The sequence below is a fragment of the Streptomyces sp. NBC_01017 genome (assembly GCF_045162795.1).
GTDB lineage: Bacteria > Actinomycetota > Actinomycetes > Streptomycetales > Streptomycetaceae > Streptomyces > Streptomyces machairae.
In genome coordinates this window covers 3,490,274-3,513,126 of the sequence record NZ_CP108683.1, presented here as the reverse complement: position 1 = coordinate 3,513,126, position 22,853 = coordinate 3,490,274, and the positions used below count along the sequence as shown (strand labels likewise).

The window sequence follows — 22,853 nt, the reverse complement described above, 5'->3', positions numbered from 1 at the left end:
CACGCTCTGACGGTAGCCGCCCCGGCCCCGGAATCACGGAAGGTGCCGGGGCTGGGGCGGACGAGTCGCATGGGGCGAGACCCCTGTCGCTCACCAGTGCTTTCGCTGTGACCTCAGATGCGGGCGAAGGCCTGTTCGATGATGTCGAGGCCCTCGTTGAGGAGGTCCTCGCCGATCACCAGCGGGGGCAGGAAGCGCAGCACGTTGCCGTAGGTGCCACAGGTCAGGACCAGCAGGCCCTCCTGGTGGCAGGCCTTGGCGAGCGCGGCGGTCGCCTGCGCGTCGGGCTCCTTGGTGGTGCGGTCCTTGACCAGCTCGATGGCGATCATGGCGCCACGGCCGCGGATGTCGCCGATGATGTCGAACTTCTCGGCCATGGCGGAGAGGCGGGCCTTCATGGTCGCCTCGATGTTCTTCGCCTTGGCGTTGAGGTCGAGCTCCTTCATCGTCTCGATGGAGCCCAGCGCACCGGCGCACGCCACCGGGTTGCCGCCGTAGGTGCCGCCCAGGCCGCCGGAGTGCGCGGCGTCCATGATCTCGGCGCGACCGGTCACGGCGGCGAGCGGCAGACCGCCCGCGATGCCCTTGGCGGTGGTGATCAGGTCCGGGACGATGCCCTCGTCCTCGCAGGCGAACCACTGGCCGGTGCGGCAGAAGCCGGACTGGATCTCGTCGGCGACGAAGACGATGCCGTTGTCCGAGGCGAACTTGCTGATCGCCGGCAGGAAGCCCTTGGCCGGCTCGATGAAGCCGCCCTCGCCGAGCACCGGCTCGATGATGATCGCGGCGACGTTCTCCGCACCGACCTGCTTGCTGATCTGGTCGATGGCCTGCGCGGCGGCCTCCGGCCCGGCGTTCTCCGCACCGGTCGGCCAGCGGTAGCCGTAGGCGACCGGCACGCGGTAGACCTCGGGCGCGAACGGGCCGAAGCCGTGCTTGTACGGCATGTTCTTCGAGGTCAGCGCCATGGTGAGGTTCGTACGGCCGTGGTAGCCGTGGTCGAAGACGACTACGGCCTGGCGCTTGGTGTACGAGCGGGCGATCTTGACGGCGTTCTCGACGGCCTCGGCGCCGGAGTTGAACAGCGCCGACTTCTTGGCGTGGTCACCCGGCGTCAGCTCGGCCAGCGCCTCGGCGACGGCCACGTAGCCCTCGTACGGCGTGACCATGAAACAGGTGTGGGTGAAGTCGGCGAGCTGCGCGCTCGCCCTGCGTACGACCGCCTCGGCGGACGCGCCGACGGACGTCACGGCGATGCCCGAACCGAAGTCGATGAGCCGGTTCCCGTCGACGTCCTCGATGATGCCGCCGCCCGCCCGCGCGGTGAACACGGGCAGCACGGAGCCCACGCCCTGCGCGACCGCGGCGGTGCGGCGGGCCTGCAGCTCCTGCGACTTCGGGCCGGGGATGGCGGTGACGAGGCGGCGCTCCTGCGGAAGTGCGCTCATGAGGGGCTCCTGGGGGTTTTGCGGACTCTTGTCTTGTTCTTTTCTCGCAGGCTAGGGCGGGGAGCGGGGGGTGGGCATGCTCCATGTGGGCGTTGTCAGGGGGCCCGGTTGTCCGTCGTGGACATAGCGACGCCGAGTGTCTGGAGCAGCTCGATCCGTTCGGTCGGCCGTGTAAGCGGTGAACTCCCCAGCGGAGGGCGTTAGATTGACTCGCTGATGGTGGACGGAGCGGCTGGTCAGGGGGCAAGGGCGATGGACAGCGACGGGACGCAGGACGCGCGGGGTACGCACGCCACGCCTGTGCCTCGGCCTGCGGCACCACCGGAGGCCCCTGCGGTGCCGCCGCGGCCGGCACGGGCGCCGGGTGCGGGGCCGGACGACTCGGCGTTCCTGACCTGGCTGCGGGCGCCACGACCGGAGGCGCTGCCCGGCGTGTGGCGGTTCGGGCACGTGCCCCGCCCGGACGCGGAGCCCGAGCGGATCCCGGGGCGGCAGTTGCTGAGCGGGGCGGTGATCGCCTTCCTGGTCGGGTGGCTGATCTGGTCGCTGCTCTGGAACGGCTATCTCGGTGGCTGGTGGGTGCTGCCCCTGGAGCTGTTCACCCCGGACTCCTGGCGCGAGAACAACGACCGCGTCGGCAACGCTGTCCTCTGGTACAGCTACTACACGCTCATCGCCCTCGCCATAATGCTCGCCGTCGGCCGACTGGGCCGTTGGGGCGAGGTCTGGCGTCGCTACGGCCCGCCCGCCTGGCTGCGTACGGCACCCGCGCCCGAGCGGGCGCCCGCCCCCGAGCAGGACCCCGCGTCCTGGCCCGCGCTGCGCACCGCCGGTGCCGCGGATGCGGCCGAGCGGCTGAGTGCCGACGCGCGGTCGGGGCTGATGCGGGACGTCGACTACGCCCGGATCACCCGCGCCTGGCAGGGCGTGCGCAGTGGCCGGCACGACCTGGCCACCTTCAGCGGTGCCGTGCTCAAGGACGGCGCCGCCGCCTGTCTGCATCCGTCGGGCGAGCGCGACGTGCCGGGCCGGGTCGCGCGGCACGACCTCGTCAGCGGCCAGGTGCGGCTCGGCACGACCGCCGACGATCCGCGCAATCCGTACGCCTACCGCGGGGCGGGACTGGGCCTCGGACCCGACCTGCTCGGCACCTCCCTGCTCGCCGTCGGGCCCGCCGGGTCCGGCAAGACGGGGACCGTCGTGCGGCCGCTGGCCGAGTCGCTGTGCCTGCACGCGCTCGCCGGACGGGCCGCCGTGGTCGTGGTCGGCGCGGCGGGCACGGGGCTCGGACCGGAGGACTCGTACGACGTCGTCGTACGGATCGGAAACCCGGACTCGGTCTACGACCTGGACCTGTACGGCGGCACCGGCGACCCCGACGAGGCGGCGGCCGTGCTCGCCGAGGCGCTCGTGGGGGATCTCGCCGACCCGCATCCGGGCAGCGACAGCCGCCGCTCCACCACCGTGCTGGCCCAGTTGCTCGGGCCGTTCCGCGCCGTCCATCAGCGCTTCCCGTCCGTGGCGGAGCTACGGCAGCTGCTGGACGGCGCCCCTGGTGCGCTCGGCGCGCTGCGTACGGCGCTGGAGGGGTCCGGGCAGGAGTCCCTCATCCGCGAACTCGATGCCCGGGAGCGGCAGTCGGGGCATCCCGGTGATGTGGCGGCCGTGCTCGCGGACCGGGTGGCGCTGCTCGACCGCCCTGCCTTCGCCGGGTTCTTCGACACGTCCGGGCAGTCGCGGCCGTTTTCGCTGAAGGCCCTCGACCACCCCGTCCGGGTCCGCATCGACCTGCCCGCGCGCGGGCACGCGGAGGCCTCGCGGATGCTGGCGCGGCTGGTGCTGGCGCAGTTCACGGCCAGCATCGCCGTACGGGAGGACCGGTCGCTGTTCGCCTGCCTGGTGCTGGACGACGCGACCGGCGTCGTGACGCCCGAGGCCGTACGGGGCATCCAGCGGCTGCGGTCCGGCAACGCCGGCGCGGTGCTCACGCTGCGCAGCCTGGACGACGCGCCGAGGCCGCTGCGCGGGCCGCTGCTCGGCGCCGCCGGGTGCCGGATGGCGCTGGCCGGGATCACGCCCTGGGACGGGCAGGACTTCGCCGAGGTGTGGGGCAAGGAGTGGACCGAGGCGCGGGACGTCACCGACCGCCAGATCATCGCGGAGACCCCGGCCGGGAAGGCCGTGCACGCGCTGCGACGGGTGATCACCGGCAAGGCGCCGACCGCGCGGGCGGTGACCGTACGCCAGGTCGAGCGCGAGCGCTGGTCGGCGTCCGAGCTGGCGCACGCGGTGCCGCCGGGGCATGCGGTGCTGTCGCTCACCAGCGTCCAGGGGGAGCACGCGCCGCCGTTGCTGGTGGATCTGCGGGGGTGACCTCGGGGTACGGGCGTCAGGCCGCGGGGTGACCGTACGGTGAGGCAGAATCGGCACAGGTCGTTCATACACGGCGGCCAAATGATCACAGAGATCACCGAAGATCCAGCGGTCACAGAGCTCACACCGATTTGAAGGCCTCATGCCCCCCACGCTCGCCTCGCTCCTGCACCACTCCGCGCTCAAGCTGACCGTGCGGGCGGGCGAGGACCGCCTGGACGTGCCCGTGCGCTGGGTGCACGCCAGTGAGCTCGCCGACCCGGTCCCCTATATGGAGGGCGGGGAACTGCTGCTGATCACCGCGCTCAAGCTGGACGCGGAGAACCCCGAGTCGATGCAGCGCTATGTGCGGCGGCTGGTCGGCGCGGGCGTGGTCGGGCTCGGCTTCGCGGTCGGCGTCAACTACGAGGACATCCCCGAGGCACTCGTCGACGCGGCGGCGCAGGAGGGCATGCCGCTTCTGGAGGTGCCACGCCGCACGCCGTTCCTCGCCATCAGCAAAGCCGTGTCGGCGGCGATCGCGGCGGACCAGTACCGGGCGGTGACGGCAGGGTTCGCGGCCCAACGGGAGCTGACCAAGCAGGCGTTGACCGACGGGCCGGAAGGGCTGCTGGCCGCGCTGGCCGCGCAGGTCGACGGCTGGGCGGCGCTGTACGACGCGTCCGGTGCCGTCGTCGCGACCGCACCGGAGTGGGCCGGGCGGCGGGCGGCACGGCTCACGGCGGACGTGGAGCGGCTGCGCGAGCGGCCGGCGCCGGCGTCGTCCGTCGTGGGCGGGCCGGAGAACGAGGACCGGGTCGAGCTGCACACCCTCGGCACCGGCCGCCGGCCTCGCGCCGCCCTGGCCGTGGGCACGGCGGCGGCACTGGGCACGGCGGAGCGGTACGCCGTCCACTCGGCCATCGCGCTGCTGACCCTGACCACCGAGCGGTCGCGTTCGCTGCAGGCGGCCGAGGCGCGGGTGGGCGCGGCAGTGCTGCGCATGCTGCTCGCCGGGGAGCCCGATCATGCGCGGGCGGTGGCCGGGGACCTGTACGGAGGGCTCCTGGACGCGCCCTTCCGGGTGATCGTCGCCGAGGCTGCGTCGGTGTCGGCGGCGCGGGTCGTGGACTCCGGGAGCCGGGTGGCGCTCACCAAGGCGTCCGCCGCGGTGCTGGTCGCCGCCTCCGAGGCGAGCGGCGATCCGCTGGGTGCCCTCACCGAGATCATGGAGTCGGCGGCGGCCCGGGCCGGGGAAGCGGTGCTGGTGGTGCCCGAGGGGGAGGGAGACGCGGCGCGGCTGGTGGTGCTCGCGGCCGACGGGGGTGCGGCGGTGGGCGCGTGTGCGGACTACGCGGCGGCGTTGGAGGCGGCGCGGACCGGGACCGTACCGGAGCAGCCGGGGGGCGACGACGAGGACGAGCTGGTCGTCGGGCTCTCGGCGCCGGCCGGACCCATCGCCGCGGCGGCGGCGTACAAGCAGGCCGAGCAGGCGCTGTCGGTGGCGCGGCGGCGGGGGCGGGTGTGTGTGGAGCACGAGCAGATGGCGGCGGGGTCGGTGCTGCCGTTGCTCGCGGACGACGCGGTGAAGGCGTTCGCGGACGGGTTGCTGCGGGCGCTGCACGAGCACGACGCGACGGGGCGGGGGGATCTGGTCGCCTCGCTGCGGGCCTGGCTGTCCCGGCACGGGCAGTGGGACGCGGCGGCCGCGGACCTCGGGGTGCACCGCCACACGCTGCGGTACCGGATGCGGCGGGTGGAGGAGATTCTGGGGCGGTCCCTGGACGACGCGGACGTGCGGATGGAGCTCTGGCTGGCGTTGAAGGCGACGTCGACCGAGTAGGACGACGGCGTGGCACCGGAGAATTCCGGGCCGGCGTCGAGCCGAGCCGCCGCTCTGCCAATCCGTCGAACCCCGGCTGCCCACCACTACACCCCGGACAAACGTCCTGCCGCCCCCGCGCCCCTACCGTGGACCACGACACACCAGGACACCCCCAATCGCGGAAGGGCCGGGAATTCATATGACTTCCACCCACGCCTTCTGGCTCGCCGGCCGCCAGGTCAGCGGCGAGGACAGCTTTGATGTGACCTCCCCGTGGGACGGGCGGGTCGTCGGCACGGTGAGCGTGCCGACGGACGCGCAGACCGAGGAGGCCGTGGCCGCCGCGTACGCCGTCCGCGAGGACTTCGCCGCGACCCCGGCGCACGTACGTGCCGCCGCCCTCGACCACGTCAGCAGGCGGCTCGTCGAGCGGACCGAGGAGATCGCCCGGCTGATCTCCGCCGAGAACGGCAAGCCCATGAAGTGGGCCCGCGGCGAGGTCGGCCGTGCCGTGTCCGTGTTCCGGTTCGCGGCCGAGGAGGCCCGGCGGTTCAACGGCGGCGAGGCCCAGCGGCTCGACACCGACCTGGGCGGCCAGGGGCGGCTCGCCTTCACCCGGCGCTTCCCCAAGGGTGTCGTCCTCGGCATCGCGCCCTTCAACTTCCCGCTCAACCTGTGCGCCCACAAGATCGCCCCGGCCATCGCCGCCGGCGCGCCGATCATCCTGAAGCCCGCCCCGGCGACCCCGCTGTCCGGGCTGATCATCGGTGAGCTGCTCGCCGAGACCGAGCTTCCGGCCGGCTCCTGGAGCATCCTCCCGGTGCCGAACGACCGTATGCCCGGGCTCGTCCAGGACCCGCGCCTGCCCGTGATCTCCTTCACCGGCTCCGAGAAGGTCGGCTACGCGATCATGGACTCGGTGCCGCGCAAGCACTGCACCCTGGAGCTGGGCGGCAACGGCGCGGCGATCGTGCTCGCCGACTTCGCCTCCGACGAGGACCTCGACCGGGCCGCGACCCGCATCGCCACGTTCTCCAACTACCAGGGCGGCCAGTCCTGCATCTCCGTGCAGCGGGTGATCGCGGACGCGTCCGTGTACGACCGGCTCGTGCCGCGCATCGTCGCCGCCGTCGAGGCCCAGGTCACCGGTGACCCGGGCGACGACGCCACCGACGTCGGCCCGCTGGTCAGCGAGGACGCCGCCAAGCGCGTCGAGACCTGGGTCGAGGAGGCCGTCTCCGCCGGGGCCAGCCTCCTCACCGGCGGCAAGCGCGACGGCGCCTCCTACGCGCCGACCGTCCTGACCGACGTACCGGCCGACGCGACCCTCGCGTGCGAGGAGGTCTTCGGACCCGTCCTCACCGTGCAGAAGGTCGACGGGGAGGCCGCCGCCTTCGCCGCCGCCAACGACTCCAAGTACGGCCTCCAGGCAGGTGTGTTCACCCACGACCTGCAGACCGCCTTCCGCGCCCACCGCGCCCTCGAGGTCGGCGGCGTCGTGATCGGCGACGTGCCCTCCTACCGCGCAGACCAGATGCCGTACGGCGGCGCCAAGCAGTCCGGTGTGGGCCGTGAGGGCGTGAAGTTCGCGATGGACGACTACACCTACGAGCGCGTGATGGTTCTCACCGGCATCGCGCTCTGAGCCACGCGCAAGGCTAGCTAATGGGAACCATTTTCATATAAGGTTCCCGAAGGGGCCCGGCACCGATGCCTTCCGGTGCCGGGCCCCTTCCTGCGTCGGCCTGTTCCGGACCCTCAACCGGAGAAGCCGACGTGCGCGAGCCGCAGTGGGCCGCGCAGTTCGAGGTGGACGTCGTGGACGCCGTCGGCGGTGATGCCGGCGCTCACCGTCGTGTAGTCGTACGGGCTCGCGTCCGCCGCCCCGGACGTCAATGCGGCGAGCACCGGGCCCCCGTCCAGGGACACCTCGGCCACGCCGTCGCCGGAGACCGTCGCCGTCACCAGCGTGACGCCGGCCCCGAAGTCGCAGTGCCGGTAGACCAGTTCGCCCACCTCGCCCTGCGCCGACGTCACCGCATCGCCCGACGCCTTCGTACGGTCGACGATCGCGATGCCGGTCTGCTCGTCGAAGTCGGCCGCGTTCAGGCCGCGTCGGAGGGCCGGGCGCGGGGCGGGCGCCTCGCCGTCCAGGGTCAGGGGCATGCGCAGGCGGATGTCCTCGCTGGAGGCGCCGGCCAGGATCTCGTACGGGCCCGGCTCGCGGCGCCATCCGCCCCGTGCGACGTCCCAGAAGTCGAAGGCGGACAGCGGGACTTCGAAGCTCAGCTCCTGCCGCTCGCCGGGAGCCAGCCGCACCCTGCTGTGCGCCACCAGCTCGCGGCGCGGACGCGGCACCGTCGGGTCCACGGCGCGGGTGTAGAGCTGGGCGACCTCGTCGGCCGTCACGTCGCCGGTGTTGGTGACCGTGAAGGTGACCGTCACCGCGTCGCCGCCCACCGTCGTCCGCAGGCCGGCGTACGAGAAACTCGCGTACGACAGGCCGTGGCCGAACGGGAACAGCGGGGTCCCCTCGAAGTACAGGTACGTCTGCCGGCCGTCGATCACGTCGTAGTCGAGGAGGCCGGGCAGGTCGGCGTCGGCGGCGTACCAGGTCTGGGGGAGGCGGCCCGCGGGGGAGACGTCGCCGGCCAGGACCCGGGCCAGGGCGGTGCCGGCCGCCTGGCCGCCGTGGGACGTCCAGAGCATCGCCGGGATCGCGGCCGGGTCGACGGCGTACGGGTACGCCGACACCAGCGCCAGCACCGTGTTCGGGTTGGCGGCGCGGGCGGCCCGCAGGAGGCGTTCCTGATGGGCGGGGAGGGCCAGTGTCGTGCGGTCCTCGGTCTCGCGGCCGTTGATGTGGGGGTCGTTGCCCGCGACCACCAGGACCACGTCCGCCCGCGAGGTGACACGCGCCACCGCTTCCTCGCCGGATTCGACGACGACGAGCTCGAAAGCTTCCGGATTCGCCTCGGCAACCCTGACGCCGTCGGCGGCGACTGAGACGTGGTGACCCGTGCCGAGATGCCGGAGGAGGTGCCCGTTCTCGTGCGGTTCCAAGCGGAACGTCTCCTGGACGACCCAGCCTCCGGGCTGGTCGGCGGAGGCGCGCAGGCAGCCGTCCCCGGCGACGGAGAGATAGCGGCCGTCGGGGGCACGCAGCGTCAGCACGCCCTCGCCCCAGTCGACGAGCGCGAGTTCGGTGCCGGTCGGGCCGCAGGTCAGCGGGGGCAGGTCGGTACGGCCGGCGAGCAGGGCCGGGTCGAGGGCGCCCTCGGCGCCGCGCCCCTCGTCGTCGGCCTCGGCCTCGGGGACGCGCAGGAAGGTTCCGGCCGAGGTCTTCAGCAGGACGCGGTCGACGCCCTCCGCGAACTCCACCCGCTCCGCGCCGAACCGCTCGTACAGGCCCTCCAGCGGGGTGGAGCGGTGGATGAGCGTGCCGCTGTACCAGTCGAGCTTGCACTCGTCGGCGAGCAGGCCGACCACGGCGATCCGGGTGTCCGGTGCGAGCGGCAGCAGTCCGCCGCTGTTCTTGAGCAGGACGACCGACTGCTCGGCGGCCTCCTGGGCCAGGGCGCGGTGGGCCGGGGTGTCGAAGTCCCGGGTGAGCGCGTGCGGGTCGTACTCCGGGTCGAACTCACCGAGGCGGAAGCGGACCGAGAGCTGGCGGCGGACCGCCGTGTCGAGGTCCGCCTCGGTCAGCAGGCCCCGGTCCAGGGCCCCGCGGACCCGCGCCGTGATCTTCGAACTGTCGGTGCCGTGGTCGGTGAAGCTGTCCACACCGGCGAGGATCGCGGCCGCCGTGGCCTCCTCGTGGGTGTCGAAGTAGTGCTCGGAGTCGACCAGGTTGGACGGCGCACCGGCGTCCGAGCAGATCAGGAGGTCCTCGTCGGTCCAGGTGCGCAGGTGCTCGCGCAGGTACGGCGAGACATGGTTGGGGCGGCCGTTGACCAGGTTGTACGCCGGCATCACCCCGGCCGTCGCGCCCGCCTCGACCGTCTCGCGGAAGGCCCGCAGGTCGTATTCGTGCAGGACGCGGGGGCGCACCGACGAGGATGTGACGTCGCGGCCCGTCTCGTTGTTGTGGGCCAGCCAGTGCTTGAGGACGGGGGCGGTGCGCCAGTACGTCGGGTGGTCGCCGCGCAGCCCGCGGGTGTACGCGGTGGCGATGGCCGAGGTGAGCTTCGGGTCCTCGGAGTAGCCCTCCTCGTTCCGGCCCCACAGGGGGTGGCGCAGGAGATTGACGGTGGGGGACCAGACGTTGAGGCCGACCCGGTCGTCGCGGGCGCGCATGGCGCGGGTCTCCTTCGACACCGCTTCGCCGACCCGGCGTACGAGATCGGTGTTCCAGGTCGCGCCGAGGCCGACCGCCTGGGGAAAGACGGTGGCCGGGCCCATCCACGCCACGCCGTGCAGGGCCTCCTGCCCGGTGCGGAACGCGGCGATGCCGAGGCGCTCCACGGCGGGCGTGAACTGGTGCAGAAATCCGATCTTCTCGTCGAGGGTGAGCCGCGACAGGAGGTCGTCGATGCGCTTCGCGAACGGCAGTCGCCGATCACGGAAAGGTGGCGTAGGCGGCGTTTGTGCGGTCACGTGGGGTTCCCCTTGCGATGGAGCGGCGAGGCGCTTTCGAAGCGCTTCGATGCTCAATCGGCTCAGGGGCGAGTGTCAAGACATCGACACCCTTGCTTCAAGCAATGCATAAGGAAAGGTCCCTTCCTGCACCTCGTAGGAATCTTGGAAGCCACCCTTGTGCACCCCTGGGTGTTCACTTAACCTCGCAGCAACATCGAAGCGCTTCGACGACGAGGTCAGGTCGGATCTCGCCGGATCTCGTCGCAGTGGTCGGAGGACCGCTTCAGCTCAGCCAGTTCCACTTACGACACCGCAGCCGACGGCCCACCGCCGGGTGTCCAGGTGCGCCACGAAGGGTTGACGCAATGACGCCGAACGCCGACTCAGCCTCCTCCGGACCCAGCCGGAGAGGCTTCCTCGCCTCCACGGCGGTCGCCACCGCAGCGGTGGCCGGCGGGATGCCGCTGCTCGCCGCCTGCGGCGGTTCGGACAGCGGTTCGCGTGAGGGGGCCACGTCCGGCAAGGACGCGAAGAAGCTGCTGCCGACGTACGTGGCCGGCACGGTCGCCCAGCCGGACCTTCCGTCGAAGAACGGTTCGGCGGCCGGCTACACCGGCAAGGTCGACCTCGCTGCCCTTGCCACCTCGGTCCCGGAGAAGCTCGGCACCGGCGCCCCCTTCAAGGTCATGGCCCCGTTCTGGGGCTCCCCGCCGAAGCCCGGCAACCCCTACTACAAGGCGCTGGACGCCGCGGCGGGCACCAAGGTCACCTGGCAGAACCAGGACGGCAACACCTACGGCGAGAAGCTCGGCGCCGTCCTGGCCTCCAGCTCCATACCCGACATGGTGGTCGTGCCGAGCTGGGAACTGGTCGGCAAGATCTCGAACGCGGTCACCGCGAAGTTCATGGACCTCGGCCCCTACCTGGCGGGCGACAAGGTCAAGAAGTACCCGAACCTGGCGGCCATCCCCTCCGACGCCTGGCGCATGGGCATCTTCGGCGGCGCCCTGCGCGGCATCCCGATGCCGGCCGCGACTGCGTCCTTCATCGTGCCCTTCTACCGCAAGGACATCTTCGACAAGAAGGGCTACTCGGTCCCCAAGTCACCCGAAGAGTTCCTCAGTTGGGCCAAGGAGGCCACCAGCGCCAAGGCCAAGGTGTACGCCTGCGGTGACATGAACTGGACCGCATGGGGCATCTTCGGCGTCCGCCCCTCCGGGACGCTCGGCTGGGACATCGGGGACGACGGCAAGCTGACGTACCGCGTCGAGCAGCCCGAGTACCTGGAAGCCCTGGAGTGGACCCGCAAGCTGTTCGACGCGGGCGTGGTCCATCCCGACGACAAGGCGCGCTCGGGCGACGCGGGCAACCGTTTCACCGCCGGCCAGATCATCGTCTTCAACAACGACATGTCCTCCTGGTACGGGAAGACCACCGAACAGGCCGCGTCCAACCCGGACTTCGAGATCGAGGGCATGGACATCTTCGGCGCGGACGGTGGCAACCCGAAGCTGACCGCGGCCCAGCCCGCCGGCATCTGGTCGCTGATCCGCAAGGGCGCCTCGAGGACGACGATCGAGAACGCGCTGGCCGCCGCCGACTTCGCGGCAGCGCCCTACGGCACCAAGGAGCGGATGCTCGTCGACTACGGCGTCGAGGGCACCCACTACACGGTCAAGGACGGCGTCCCGGTCAAGAACGACCTGGGCAACTCCCAGGTGGTCAACGCCTGGGTGATGCTGGCCGCACCGGCCGCCTACTACGCCCACCCCGACTTCCCCGACGTCGCCCGCAAGCAGGTCGAGTGGCAGCAGCGGATGGGCGCCTTCATGAAGAAGACGTCCACGTACGGCATGAACATCGTCGAGCCGACCCGCTACGCCAGTCTCTCCAGCCAGTTCGAGCAGCTGGAGATCGACTACGTGCGCGGCAACCGGAAACTGTCGGACGTGCAGGCGGCCATCTCCACCTGGAAGTCCTCCGGCGGCGACAAGCTGCGCGACTGGTACAAGGAGCTCATCGACAAGAACGGCAGCGGCAACTGATGTCTCTCACGGCCGGGAGCAGGCCCGACGGGACTCGTCCTCCCGCGGCCGTCGAGGAGCCGACGGCCGCGGTCGCCACCGCCGTCGTCCTCCCGCGGCCGTCGAGGAGCCGACGGCCGCGGTCGCCACCGCCGCGGTGAAGGAGCGGGTGCCGCGCGGGGCGAGCAAGGCCGGCAAGGTTCCCTTCCGGATCCGGCTGCGCCGCGATCGCGCGCTCATCCTGATGACGCTGCCCGTCATCGTCCTGCTCCTGCTCTTCAACTACGTCCCGCTGCTGGGCAACGTCGTCGCCTTCCAGGACTACGACCCGTACGTCTCCGGCAACGGCGTCACGGCGATCTTCCACAGCCCCTGGGTCGGGGTGGAGCAGTTCTCGCGGATGGTCGACGACCCGCTGTTCTGGGACGCCACGAAGAACACCCTCGTCCTGTTCGTGCTCCAACTGGTGCTGTTCTTCCCGGTCCCGATCGCCCTCGCGCTGCTCATCAACAGCGTGGTGCGGCCCCGGGTGCGGGCCGTGGCGCAGGCGATCATGTATCTGCCGCACTTCTTCTCCTGGGTCCTCGTCGTCACCGTGTTCCAGCAGATCCTCGGCGGCGCGGGCATCATCGCGCAGACCCTTGAGGACCACGGGTGGAGCGGTTTCGACCTGATGACCGACGCGGATCTCTTCAAGTACCTGGTCACCGCGCAGGCCGTGTGGAAGGACGCCGGCTGGGGGATCATCGTCTTCCTCGCCGCCCTGTCCGCCGTCAGCACCGACCTGTACGAGGCCGCCGCCATGGACGGCGCCGGGCGCCGGCGGCGCATGTGGCACGTGACGCTGCCCGCGCTGCGTCCGGTGATCGCGCTGCTGCTGGTCCTGCGGGTGGGCGACGCGCTGAGCGTCGGCTTCGAGCAGTTCCTGCTCCAGCGCTACGCCGTCGGTGCGGGGGCCAGCGAGGTCCTGGACACGTACGTGTGGAACATGGGTATCCAGAACGGCGACTTCAGCTACGCGGCCGCGGTCGGCCTCGCCAAGGGAGTCATCGGAGTGTGCCTCGTCCTGGGCGCGAACAAGTTCGCGCACCTGCTGGGCGAGCAGGGGGTGTACAAGAAGTGAGCCTCAACACGCAGCTCATCCGCAGCCTCAGGGCTCCCGCCCGCCCCGTGTGGGAGGAGCCGCCCAGCAAGGCCGGACTCACCTTGAAGAGCGGCTTCCTCGCGCTGTGCTGCCTGGGGGTGCTCGGTCCGCTGTGGATCGTGATCGTCACCAGCCTCTCCCCGAAGCCGGTGATCGACCGGGTCGGCGGCCTCGTCGTGATCCCCCAGGGCATCACCTTCGTCAACTACACGGAGCTGCTCGGCGGTGGCCAGGTGAGCCGGGCCATCATGGTCTCGGTCGGTGTCACCCTCTTCGGCACGCTGTTCTCGATGACCGTGTCGGTGCTCGCGGCGTACGGTCTGTCGCGGCCAGGGAGTCTGGGTCATCGGTTCTTCCTGATGACCATGATGGCGACGATGTTCTTCGGGGCCGGGCTCATCCCGACGTATCTGCTGGTGCAGTCGCTGGGTCTCACGGACACCTATCTGTCGCTGGTCCTGCCGAGCGCGGTCAGCGTCTTCAACATCCTCGTCCTGCGGGCCTTCTTCATGGGGATCTCCCCCGAACTGACCGAGTCCGCCCGTATCGACGGGGCGAGTGATGTGCGGATTCTGCTGACCATCGTCCTGCCGCTGTCGCGGGCGGTGCTGGCCGTGATCTCGCTTTTCTACGCGGTCGGCTACTGGAGTGCCTGGTTCAACGCGTCCATCTACCTCAGCGACCCGCAGATGATGCCGCTGCAGAACGTGCTCATCCAGTTGGTCCAGAAGAACACCGAGGCTCCGACCGGCCTTCAGCAGGCGGTCCGCACCGGTGAACTCTCCGCCCTGGGACTGCAGATGGCCGTCATGGTCCTCGCGCTGATCCCCGTCGCCGTCGCGTCCCCGTTCGTCCAGCGCCACTTCAAGAAGGGCATGTTGACCGGCGCGGTCAAGGGCTGACGACCGCACCGCAAAGTCGTCGTGCCGCAGGACCACCGGTTGTTCGCTGTCCCTCAGGTAGGCGTCCCCGCCCCCTTTGCCAGAACGAGGTTTGCCATGCGCACGTCCCAGCCCAGCAGACGCACCGTCCTCGCCGGCACCGCGGCCGCCGCCGCGCTCACCGCCGTGCCGTCCATCGCCGTGCAGGCGTCCGCCGCCGAGCCCGACGCCGCTGCCGCCGGCCAGGCGTACCGCTGGCGCAACGCCGTCATGGGCGGCACCGGCTTCGTCACCGGCGTGCTCTTCCACCCCTCCGTCCGCGGCCTCGCCTACGCCCGCACCGACATCGGCGGCGCCTACCGCTGGGACGACCGCGCCGCCCGCTGGACCCCGCTGACCGACCACCTCGGCTGGGACGACTGGAACCTCCTCGGCGTCGAGGCCATCGCCGTCGACCCCGCCCACCCCGACCGCGTCTACCTCGCCCTGGGCACCTACGCCCAGTCCTGGGCCGGCAACGGGGCGGTGTTGCGCTCGGCGGACCGCGGGGCCACCTGGCAGCGCGCCGACCTCACCGTGAAGCTCGGCGCCAACGAGGACGGGCGGGGCACGGGGGAGCGGCTGCTCGTCGACCCGCGGGACAGTGACACCCTGTGGCTGGGCACCCGGCACGACGGGCTGCTCAAGTCCACCGACCGGGGCGCCACTTGGGCGGCCGTGACCGGATTCCCGGGTTCCCCGAGTGCCACCGGACAGGGCGTCACCCTCCTCGTCGCCGCCGGCCGCACCCTCTACGCCGGCTGGGGCGACGGCGACGGCACGGCGGCGACCAAGAACCTGTACCGGACCGCCGACGGCACCAAGTGGGAGGCCGTCCCCGGTCAGCCCACCGGCACCGCCGCCAAGGTCCCGATCCGCGCCGCGTACGACCGCCACACCCACGAGCTGTACGTGACGTACGCCGACGCGCCCGGCCCCAACGGTCAGTCCGACGGCAGCGCGCACAAGCTGTGCACGCTCAACGGGAAGTGGACCGACGTCACGCCCGTGAAGCCCGGCGGGACCACGGGTGACGGGTCGGCCGACACCTTCGGCTACGGCGGCGTCGCCGTCGACGCCCGGCGGCCCGACACGGTCGTGGTGTCCACCAACAACCGCTGGGCCGACATCGACACCGTGTACCGAACCACCGACGGCGGTCGCACATGGACGTCGTTGAAGGACACGGCCGTCCTGGACGTCTCCGAGACGCCGTACCTCAAGTGGGGTGCCGACAAGCCCAAGTTCGGCTGGTGGATCCAGACGGTCGCCGTCGACCCGTACGACGCGAAGCACATCGTCCACGGCACCGGCGCCACCCTCTACGGCACGCGCGACCTGGTGCACTGGGCCCCGCAGATCCGGGGACTGGAGGAGACGTCCGTCCGTCAGCTGATCTCGCCGCCGGCCGGGAGGGCGCACCTGATCAGCGGCAACGGGGACATCGGTGTGATGTACCACGAGTCCCTCGCCGCGTCCCCGTCGCGCGGCATGGCCGCCAATCCGGTGTTCGGGACCTCCACCGGGCTCGCGCAGGCCGCGGCCAGACCGTCGTACGTCGTCCGTACCGGCTGGGGCGACAACGGCAACGGCGCCCACTCGAACGACGGCGGGCAGACCTGGGCGCCCTTCAGGGCCCAGCCCGCCATCGCCAAGGACGCGCCGGGGCCGATCGCCGCCAACGCCGACGGCAGCGTGCTGCTGTGGTCCTTCGTGCACTGGGACGGCACCCCCTACCCGGCCCAGCGCTCCGCCGACAACGGCGCCACCTGGTCCGAGGTCATCTCCTTCCCGAAGGGGGCCACCCCGGTCGCGGACCCCGTCGACCCGACGGCCTTCTACGCCTTCGACACCGCCACCGGCACCCTCCACGCCAGCACCGACGGCGGCCTCACCTTCGCCGCGCGGGCCGGCGGGCTGAACTCGGGTGACAAGGAGTTCCAGCTGGCCGTGGCACCCGGCTGGTCCGGTGACCTGTGGCTGAGCCTCAAGTGGAACGGGTTGTACCGCTCCACCGACGGCGGCACGACCTTCACCAAGGCCGACAGCTGCCGGGCCTCGTACACCCTCGGCTTCGGCAAGGCCGCCCGAGGCGCCTCCTACCCGGCGCTCTACATGGTCGGCTCCACCGAGAGCGGCACCGCAGTGCACCGCTCCGACGACGAGGCGAAGACCTGGGTGCGGATCAACGACGACCTGCATCAATGGGGCTGGATCGGAGCGGCCGTCACCGGCGACCCGCGCCTCCACGGCCGCGTCTACCTCGCCACCAACGGGCGGGGCGTCCAGTACGGGGAGCCGGTCTGATGCCCGACCTGAACGACGCCACCCGCGGCCGCCTTCTCTTCGGCGGCGACTACAACCCGGAGCAGTGGCCCGAGGAGACCTGGCACGAGGACGTCCGCCTGATGAAGGACGCCGGCGTCAACTCGGTCACCCTCGGCGTCTTCTCCTGGGCCGAACTCGAACCACGCCCAGGGGCAAGGGAGTTCGGTCGGCTGGACCGGCTGATGGACCTGATGCACGAGGGCGGCATCGGCGTCGTCCTCGCCACCCCCACCTCCTCGCCCCCGCCCTGGATGGGCCGGCTGCACCCCGAGACCCTCCCGCGCGACGAGGACGGCCGGACCGAGTGGTGGGGCTCCCGCCAGCACTTCTCCCACTCCAGCGCGACGTACCGCCGCTACGCCGCCGCCATCACCGAGGACCTCGCCGCCCGCTACGCCGGCCACCCGGCCCTGCGGATGTGGCACATCAACAACGAGTACTGCACCTACGACTGGGGCCCCGAGGCCGAGGCCGCCTTCCGCCGCTGGCTCCAGGACGGATACGGCACGCTCGACGCCCTCAACGAGGCCTGGGGCACCGCCTTCTGGAGCCAGGGATACGGCGACTGGTACGAGGTGCTGCCGCCGCGCCACGCGCACTACATGAAGAACCCCACGCAGGTTCTCGACTTCAAGCGGTTCACGTCCGACGCGCTGCTGGAGTGCTACCTCGCCGAGCGCGACATCGTCGCCCGGCACAGCCCGGACATCCCGGTGACGACCAACTTCATGCCGTTCTGGCAGGGGCAGGACGCCTGGCTCTGGGCCGAGCGGGAGGACGTCGTCTCGGTCGACACCTACCCGGATCCGCGCGATCCGTTCGGCGGGCAGTACGGCGCGCTCATCCATGACATGACCCGCTCGCAGGCCCGCGGCGGCCCCTGGATGGTCATGGAGCAGGCGGCCGGACCGGTCAACTGGCGCGGCGTCAACCACCCCAAGCCCGCGGGCCTCAACCGCCTGTGGTCCCTCCAGGCCGTGGCCCGCGGCGCCGACGCCGTCTGCTACTTCCAGTGGCGGCAGTCCCGGCAGGGCTCGGAGAAGTTCCACTCCGGGATGGTCAGCCACGCGGGTGAGCACGGCCGTACCTACCAGGAGGTCAAGCGGATCGGCGCCGAGCTCGCCCGGCTCGGCGGGAAGGTGGCGGGCAATCGGGTCGACGCCGCGGACGTCGCCGTACTCCTCGACTGGAACGCCTGGTGGGCGAGCCGGCAGGACGGCCGGCTGTCCTGCGAGGTCGACTACCCGCAGGTCGTCCGCGCCTGGCACCGCGCCCTCTGGGAGGCCCACACCGTCACGGACTTCGCCCACCCCGAGCACGACCTGTCCGCCTACAAACTGGTCGTCGTCCCCCAGCTGTACCTGATGACGGACGTGGCCATCGACCACCTCGTCGCGTACGTCGAGAACGGCGGCACCCTCGTCGCCGGCTTCCTGACCGGCGTCGCCGACGAGGACGACCGCGTCCGCCCGGGCGGCATGGACGTACGGCTGCGCAAGCTGTTCGGCATCCGCACGCTGCACGAATGGTGGCCGCTCGACGCGGGGGAGAAGGCCGCTGTCGAGGGCTTCCACGGCACCCTGTGGTCCGAGGAGATCGAGGCGGCGGACGACGTGGCCGCCGTGACGCCCTACAAGGGGGGCGAGCTGGACGGACTGCCCGCCGTCCTGCGCAAGGGCCGTGCCTGGTACGTCTCCACCCTCCCCGAGCCGCACGCCCTGCGCACACTGCTCGCCGACATCGCGACGGGGGCGGGTGTACGACCGACCCTCGCCGGACTTCCGGCAGGTGTGGAGGCGGTACGGCGGGGCGGGCTGCTGTTCCTTCTGAACCACGGGCGCGACCCGGTCACCGTCCCCGTGCCCGGCCGCCACCACGACCTGCTGACCGGCGCGGACACCGCCGACTCGGTGGAGCTGGGGCGGTACGGGGTCGCCGTACTGGAGGCCGTCTCATGAGCGGACCCGTGGACGGCACCTGGGAGCCCGCCCCCGCCACCCGCTGGGAGGACGCCTTCCTGAGCGGGAACGGCCGACACGGCGTCATGGTGTTCGGCGATCCGAACGCCGACCGGGTCATCGTCAACCACCACACCCTGGTCCGCCCCAACGGCGGCGAACACGCCCGTCCCCCCGCCCTCGCCGCCGAGCTGCCGCACCTTCAGGACCGGCTGCTCGCCGGTGACGTCACCGCAGCCGAGCGCTTCACCGACGGGCGTGAGCTCCAATGGGTGCAGCCCTTCCACCCCGCGTTCCAGGTGCGGCTGCGCCGCCCGGCCGCCGAGGAGCGCGGGGACTACCGCCGCGAGGCCGACTTCACCACCGGCGTCTGCACGGCCGCGCACGGCGGTTGGCGGAGCCGGGTGTTCGTCTCCCGCGCCGACGACGTCATCGTCCAGTACGTCACCGAGCCCGGCCCCACGGTCGATGTCACCCTGGATCACCAACTTCCGGGTGTCCCATACGACTTGGCGGTCGGACACAGTGCCGTCCGCACTCCCGAGGGCGCGCTCCTCACCCTGCGCGCCCGCTATCCCGGAAGCGACCGCGCGTACACGGGCGTCACCCTCGCCGTGGTCACGGGCGGAAGCACCCGCACCTCGCTGCCGGGCCTGCGCATCGAGAAGGCCCGCTCCTTGCTGCTCCTCACCCGCGTCCGGCGCCACACCGGCGAGCTGGACGCGCTCGTCGAGACACACGCGCTGCGCGCCCTGCTGCCCGAAGGCGACGAGGACCCGTACGACCGGCTCCTCACCCGCCACGCCGACCTGCACCGCCCGGCCTACCTCCGCGCCGGCCTCGACCTCGGCGCCGACGCGGCCGAACGAGCCCTGCCCGGCTCGGACCTGGTGAGCCGCCCGAAGAGCCCCGCCCTCCTGGAGCGCCTCTTCGCGGCCGGCCGCTACCACCTGATGTCCGCCGCCGGAATGCTGCCGCCCCGGCTGACCGGCCTGTGGACCGGCGACTGGAACACGGCCTGGTCGGGCGCGTTCACCACCGACGCCAACCTCAATCTCCAGACCGCGTCGGCCGCCGCGGCAGCACTCCCCGAGGTGACCGAGGCCCATGCCGCCCTCGTCCACGGCCAGTTGGACCACTGGCGGGACAACGCCCGCGCGATCTTCGGCACCCGTGGCGTCATGGCTCCCGCCCACACCGACGGCGAGTCCGGCCACATCCACCACTTCAGCCGCGCATACCCCCTGCACCTGTGGACCGCGGGTGCCGACTGGCTGCTCAAGCCGCTCGTCGACCACGACGAGACCCACGGCGCACGCGACCCGCGCACCGCCGCCGCCCTCGCCGAAGTCGCCCGGTTCTACGAGGACTTCCTCACCCGCACCGACAGCGACGGCCACCTGATCGTCGTCCCCTCCTACTCACCCGAGAACCGCCCGGCGAACGCGAGCTGGGGCGCGATCAACGCGGCCATGGACCTCTCGGCAGCCCGGCACGCCCTGCGCACGGCCGCTCGCTACCACCCGGGCACCCCCGAGGCCGGCCGCTGGCGCGCCCTCGCCGACCGCCTCCCCCCGCACCGGATCAACGCCGACGGTGCCCTCGCCGAATGGGCCTGGCCGGGCCTGGAGGACTCGTACGACCACCGCCACCTCAGCCACCTCTACGGAGTCTGGCCCCTCGACGAGATCACCCCGTACGACACCCCGGACCTCGCGACGGCCGCCCACCGTGCCCTCCAACTGCGCGGCGCGGAGAACGACTCGGCGCACGGCCATCTCCACCACGCCCTCATCGCGGCCCGCCTCAGGGACGGCGAGCGGGTCGCCCACGCCCTCGACCAGGTCCTGGACGGCGACTTCTTCCACGCCTCCCTGATGAGCGCCCACTACCCGAACCGCAACGTGTACAACGCGGACGCCGCGCACACCCTGCCCGCCGTACTGATCGAGATGCTCGTGCAGTCGACCCCGAGCCGGCTGGTCCTGCTGCCGGCCCTGCCGGCCGCCCTCCCCGAGGGGCGACTTCGAGGCGTACGCACCCGGTTCGGCGCGGAGGTCGACCTGACCTGGGCGCCCGGCGGGGCGACCGCCGTCCTGAAACCGTCTCGCACCCTCCGCATCGAACTCCGGACTTCCTCCGGCGACGCCCAACCGCTCGACCTCGTCGCCGGAGAAGACCACGTCCTCGGCTTCGGGGCGTGGTAACCCCCGCAACTCCCCCCACCCATGGAAAGGGACACCATGGCAAAGAGCGCACTGCGCAAGATCACCATGGCCGTGCTGGCCCCGGCGATGGCCCTCGGCGCCACCGTCGGGCTCGCCTCCGCCCCCGCCTCGGCCGCCGTCTGGAACTCCTGCGACCAGTGGGGCAACACCAGCCTGAACGGCTACACGCTCTACAACAACATCTGGGGCTCCGGCGCCGGCAGCCAGTGCATCTGGGCCAACTCCGGTACCAACTGGGGCGTCTGGGCCAATCACCCGGGCACCGGCGGCATCAAGTCCTACCCCAACTCCAAGAAGGTGATCAACAAGACGATCGCCTCCCTCGGCTCGCTCACCAGCAGCTACAACGTCTCCGTCCCGTCGTCCGGCGCGTACAACACGTCGTACGACATCTGGGACACCGACTACGACTACGAGATCATGCTCTGGGTCAACTACAACGGCGCCGTCGGCCCGCTCGGCACCTCGCAGGGCAATGCCACGCTCGGCGGTCACACCTGGACCGTCTACAAGGGCAGCAACGGCGCGAACGAGGTCTTCTCGTTCCTGCGGACGTCCGACTCCACCTCGGGCAGCGTGGACATCAAGCCGATCCTCAGCTGGATCGCCAACACCAAGGGCTGGATGTCCAGCAGCGAGACCATCGGTGACGTCCAGTTCGGCTACGAGATCACCTCGTCGTCCGGCGGGCTCGACTTCGCCACGAACAACCTGACCGTCAGCAGCAGCTGACCCGTCAGCAGGGCCGGGGCCGGTCCGCGTCCCGCCTCAGGCGCGGTCGACCTCGGCCCGCAGCGCGTTGTAGTCCGCGAAGGCGTCCTCCACCTCGGCGCGGGTCAGGCCGTAGCGGGCCAGGTCGTAGCGGTGCGGTCGGGCGCCCTTCGGGCGGGCGACGGCGCCGGCCAGGCGGGCGGCCTCGGCGTCGGTCCAGCGTGCGCCGACGGCGTCGTAGAGCTTGGGGGCACCCGTGGCGGGCTCGGCGCCGAGCCAGGAGTACGGGGCGTCGACCACCGCCTCGCGGGGGAGGGCGGCACGGGCCGCGAGGCCGCGTCGCATGGCACGGCTCAGCAGACCGGACCAGGTGGCGCCGATGCCGTGCAGGTCGAGCGGGCGGGTGCTGACGGCCATGCCGTGCTCGATCAGGCTGCAGAAGGAGGCCACGGCGGTGACCGGATCGCGGTGGCACCACACGGTCGTGGCGTCCGGGAACACCGTGCGCAGCGCGTCGAGGTTGCCCAGGTGCAGCGGGGACTTGAGGATCCAGCGGCGCCGCGGACGGCCGTACTGCAGGACCTGGAACACCTGCTTGAGGTACCGGTAGTCGTCGGTGAAGTCCCGCGCGCGGTACCACTGCACGTACTCCGGTATCAGCACCTGTGACAGCGGCATCAGGGCGTGCGGCAGGGCGAAGGTGCACTCCTCGGGGCCCTCGGCGGCCATCGCGTGGATGTCGCGGAAGCGCGGTGCGAACAGGTTGGTTCCCTGGACCATGCGGCGGCCTGCCGTGACCGCCTTCCGGCGCTCACGGGGCGACGGCTCCAGGCCGGGGGCGAGGAGTTCCCACAGCAAGGGACCGCGGTGCTCGGCCGAGAGCGACAGCACGGAGTGCGTGACGGTGGTCGCGGTACGCGGCAGGCCCACGACGAACACCGGCTTCTCGATCGGCTCCCGCCCGATCTCCGGGTGCTCGGCGATCAGCCCCCGTACCCGCGCCCGATTCGCGAGATGCCGGCGCACGAAGACCTGAGCGGACTGCCAGCCGACCGGCGTGAGGTTCTCGGCCCTCGCCCACCAGCCCAGCAGCAGCCGGAAGTCGTCGACGAACTGCCGGTCCCCCTTGGCCTCTCCCGTCTCCACGACGATCCGGTCGAAGATCCGGTCGGGACCGCGACGGGATCCGAACCCCGGCCGCAGCAGCTGGTTGGCGAGAGTGAGGGCGAGGGGAGGCGAGGACACGCGGCGACTCTATCCCGCCGAACTGGCTTGCTGGACAGGGAAGTTGGTCAGGTGGCCAGGCGGCCGAGGGGCAAAGGGGGTGACCGGAAGAC

The 22,853-nt window shown here is 71.6% G+C and carries 13 protein-coding genes; 10 read left to right on the top strand and 3 right to left on the bottom strand.

Going from position 1 to position 22,853, the window contains the following annotated elements; genetic code table 11:
- Positions 1–113: 113 nt before the first annotated feature.
- Positions 114–1,448: a 4-aminobutyrate--2-oxoglutarate transaminase gene (gene gabT, locus OG331_RS15900; RefSeq protein WP_406196559.1), complete on the bottom strand. Its 1,335-nt coding sequence runs from the start codon at positions 1,446–1,448 to the stop codon at positions 114–116.
- Positions 1,449–1,700: 252 nt separating this feature from the next.
- Between gabT and OG331_RS15895 the strand changes: the two genes are divergently transcribed.
- The 3 genes from OG331_RS15895 (at position 1,701) to OG331_RS15885 (ending at position 7,270) form a co-directional block, all read left to right on the top strand.
- The gene (locus OG331_RS15895) at positions 1,701–3,821 is read left to right on the top strand and encodes an ATP-binding protein (RefSeq protein WP_406196556.1); all 2,121 of its coding nucleotides are present in this window, start codon (positions 1,701–1,703) and stop codon (positions 3,819–3,821) included.
- Positions 3,822–3,963: 142 nt separating this feature from the next.
- The gene (locus OG331_RS15890; protein WP_406196553.1) at positions 3,964–5,643 is read left to right on the top strand and encodes a PucR family transcriptional regulator; all 1,680 of its coding nucleotides are present in this window, start codon (positions 3,964–3,966) and stop codon (positions 5,641–5,643) included.
- A gap of 181 nt (positions 5,644–5,824) precedes the next feature.
- Positions 5,825–7,270, top strand: coding sequence for an aldehyde dehydrogenase family protein (locus OG331_RS15885; RefSeq protein ID WP_406196551.1), 1,446 nt, complete (start codon positions 5,825–5,827; stop codon positions 7,268–7,270).
- Positions 7,271–7,383: 113 nt separating this feature from the next.
- Here the strand turns inward: OG331_RS15885 and OG331_RS15880 are convergent, their stop codons facing one another.
- Positions 7,384–10,221, bottom strand: coding sequence for a glycoside hydrolase family 3 C-terminal domain-containing protein (locus OG331_RS15880; protein WP_406196548.1), 2,838 nt, complete (start codon positions 10,219–10,221; stop codon positions 7,384–7,386).
- Positions 10,222–10,568: 347 nt separating this feature from the next.
- Between OG331_RS15880 and OG331_RS15875 the strand changes: the two genes are divergently transcribed.
- From OG331_RS15875 to OG331_RS15845, 7 genes are all read left to right on the top strand, one after another.
- Positions 10,569–12,248, top strand: coding sequence for an extracellular solute-binding protein (locus OG331_RS15875; protein WP_406196546.1), 1,680 nt, complete (start codon positions 10,569–10,571; stop codon positions 12,246–12,248).
- 136 nt (positions 12,249–12,384) lie between these two features.
- Positions 12,385–13,350, top strand: coding sequence for an ABC transporter permease (locus OG331_RS15870; RefSeq protein ID WP_406196543.1), 966 nt, complete (start codon positions 12,385–12,387; stop codon positions 13,348–13,350).
- Positions 13,347–14,273: a carbohydrate ABC transporter permease gene (locus OG331_RS15865; protein ID WP_406196540.1), complete on the top strand. Its 927-nt coding sequence runs from the start codon at positions 13,347–13,349 to the stop codon at positions 14,271–14,273. The genes OG331_RS15870 and OG331_RS15865 overlap by 4 nt, the downstream gene beginning before the upstream one ends.
- A gap of 96 nt (positions 14,274–14,369) precedes the next feature.
- Positions 14,370–16,598, top strand: a complete 2,229-nt coding sequence (locus OG331_RS15860; protein ID WP_406196538.1) for a 1,4-beta-glucanase — start codon at positions 14,370–14,372, stop codon at positions 16,596–16,598.
- Positions 16,598–18,577: a beta-galactosidase gene (locus OG331_RS15855; protein ID WP_406196536.1), complete on the top strand. Its 1,980-nt coding sequence runs from the start codon at positions 16,598–16,600 to the stop codon at positions 18,575–18,577. Before OG331_RS15860 ends, OG331_RS15855 begins: the two co-directional genes overlap by 1 nt.
- Positions 18,574–20,784 (top strand): glycosyl hydrolase family 95 catalytic domain-containing protein, encoded by a 2,211-nt coding sequence (locus OG331_RS15850; RefSeq protein ID WP_406196534.1) that lies wholly within the window; start codon positions 18,574–18,576, stop codon positions 20,782–20,784. Before OG331_RS15855 ends, OG331_RS15850 begins: the two co-directional genes overlap by 4 nt.
- A gap of 36 nt (positions 20,785–20,820) precedes the next feature.
- Positions 20,821–21,537, top strand: a complete 717-nt coding sequence (locus OG331_RS15845; protein WP_406196532.1) for a glycoside hydrolase family 12 protein — start codon at positions 20,821–20,823, stop codon at positions 21,535–21,537.
- Between the two features lie 36 nt (positions 21,538–21,573).
- Here the strand turns inward: OG331_RS15845 and OG331_RS15840 are convergent, their stop codons facing one another.
- Positions 21,574–22,761 carry a sulfotransferase family protein gene (locus OG331_RS15840; protein ID WP_406196529.1) on the bottom strand — a complete coding sequence of 396 codons (1,188 nt, stop codon included), beginning with the start codon at positions 22,759–22,761 and terminating at the stop codon, positions 21,574–21,576.
- Positions 22,762–22,853 lie beyond the last annotated feature (92 nt).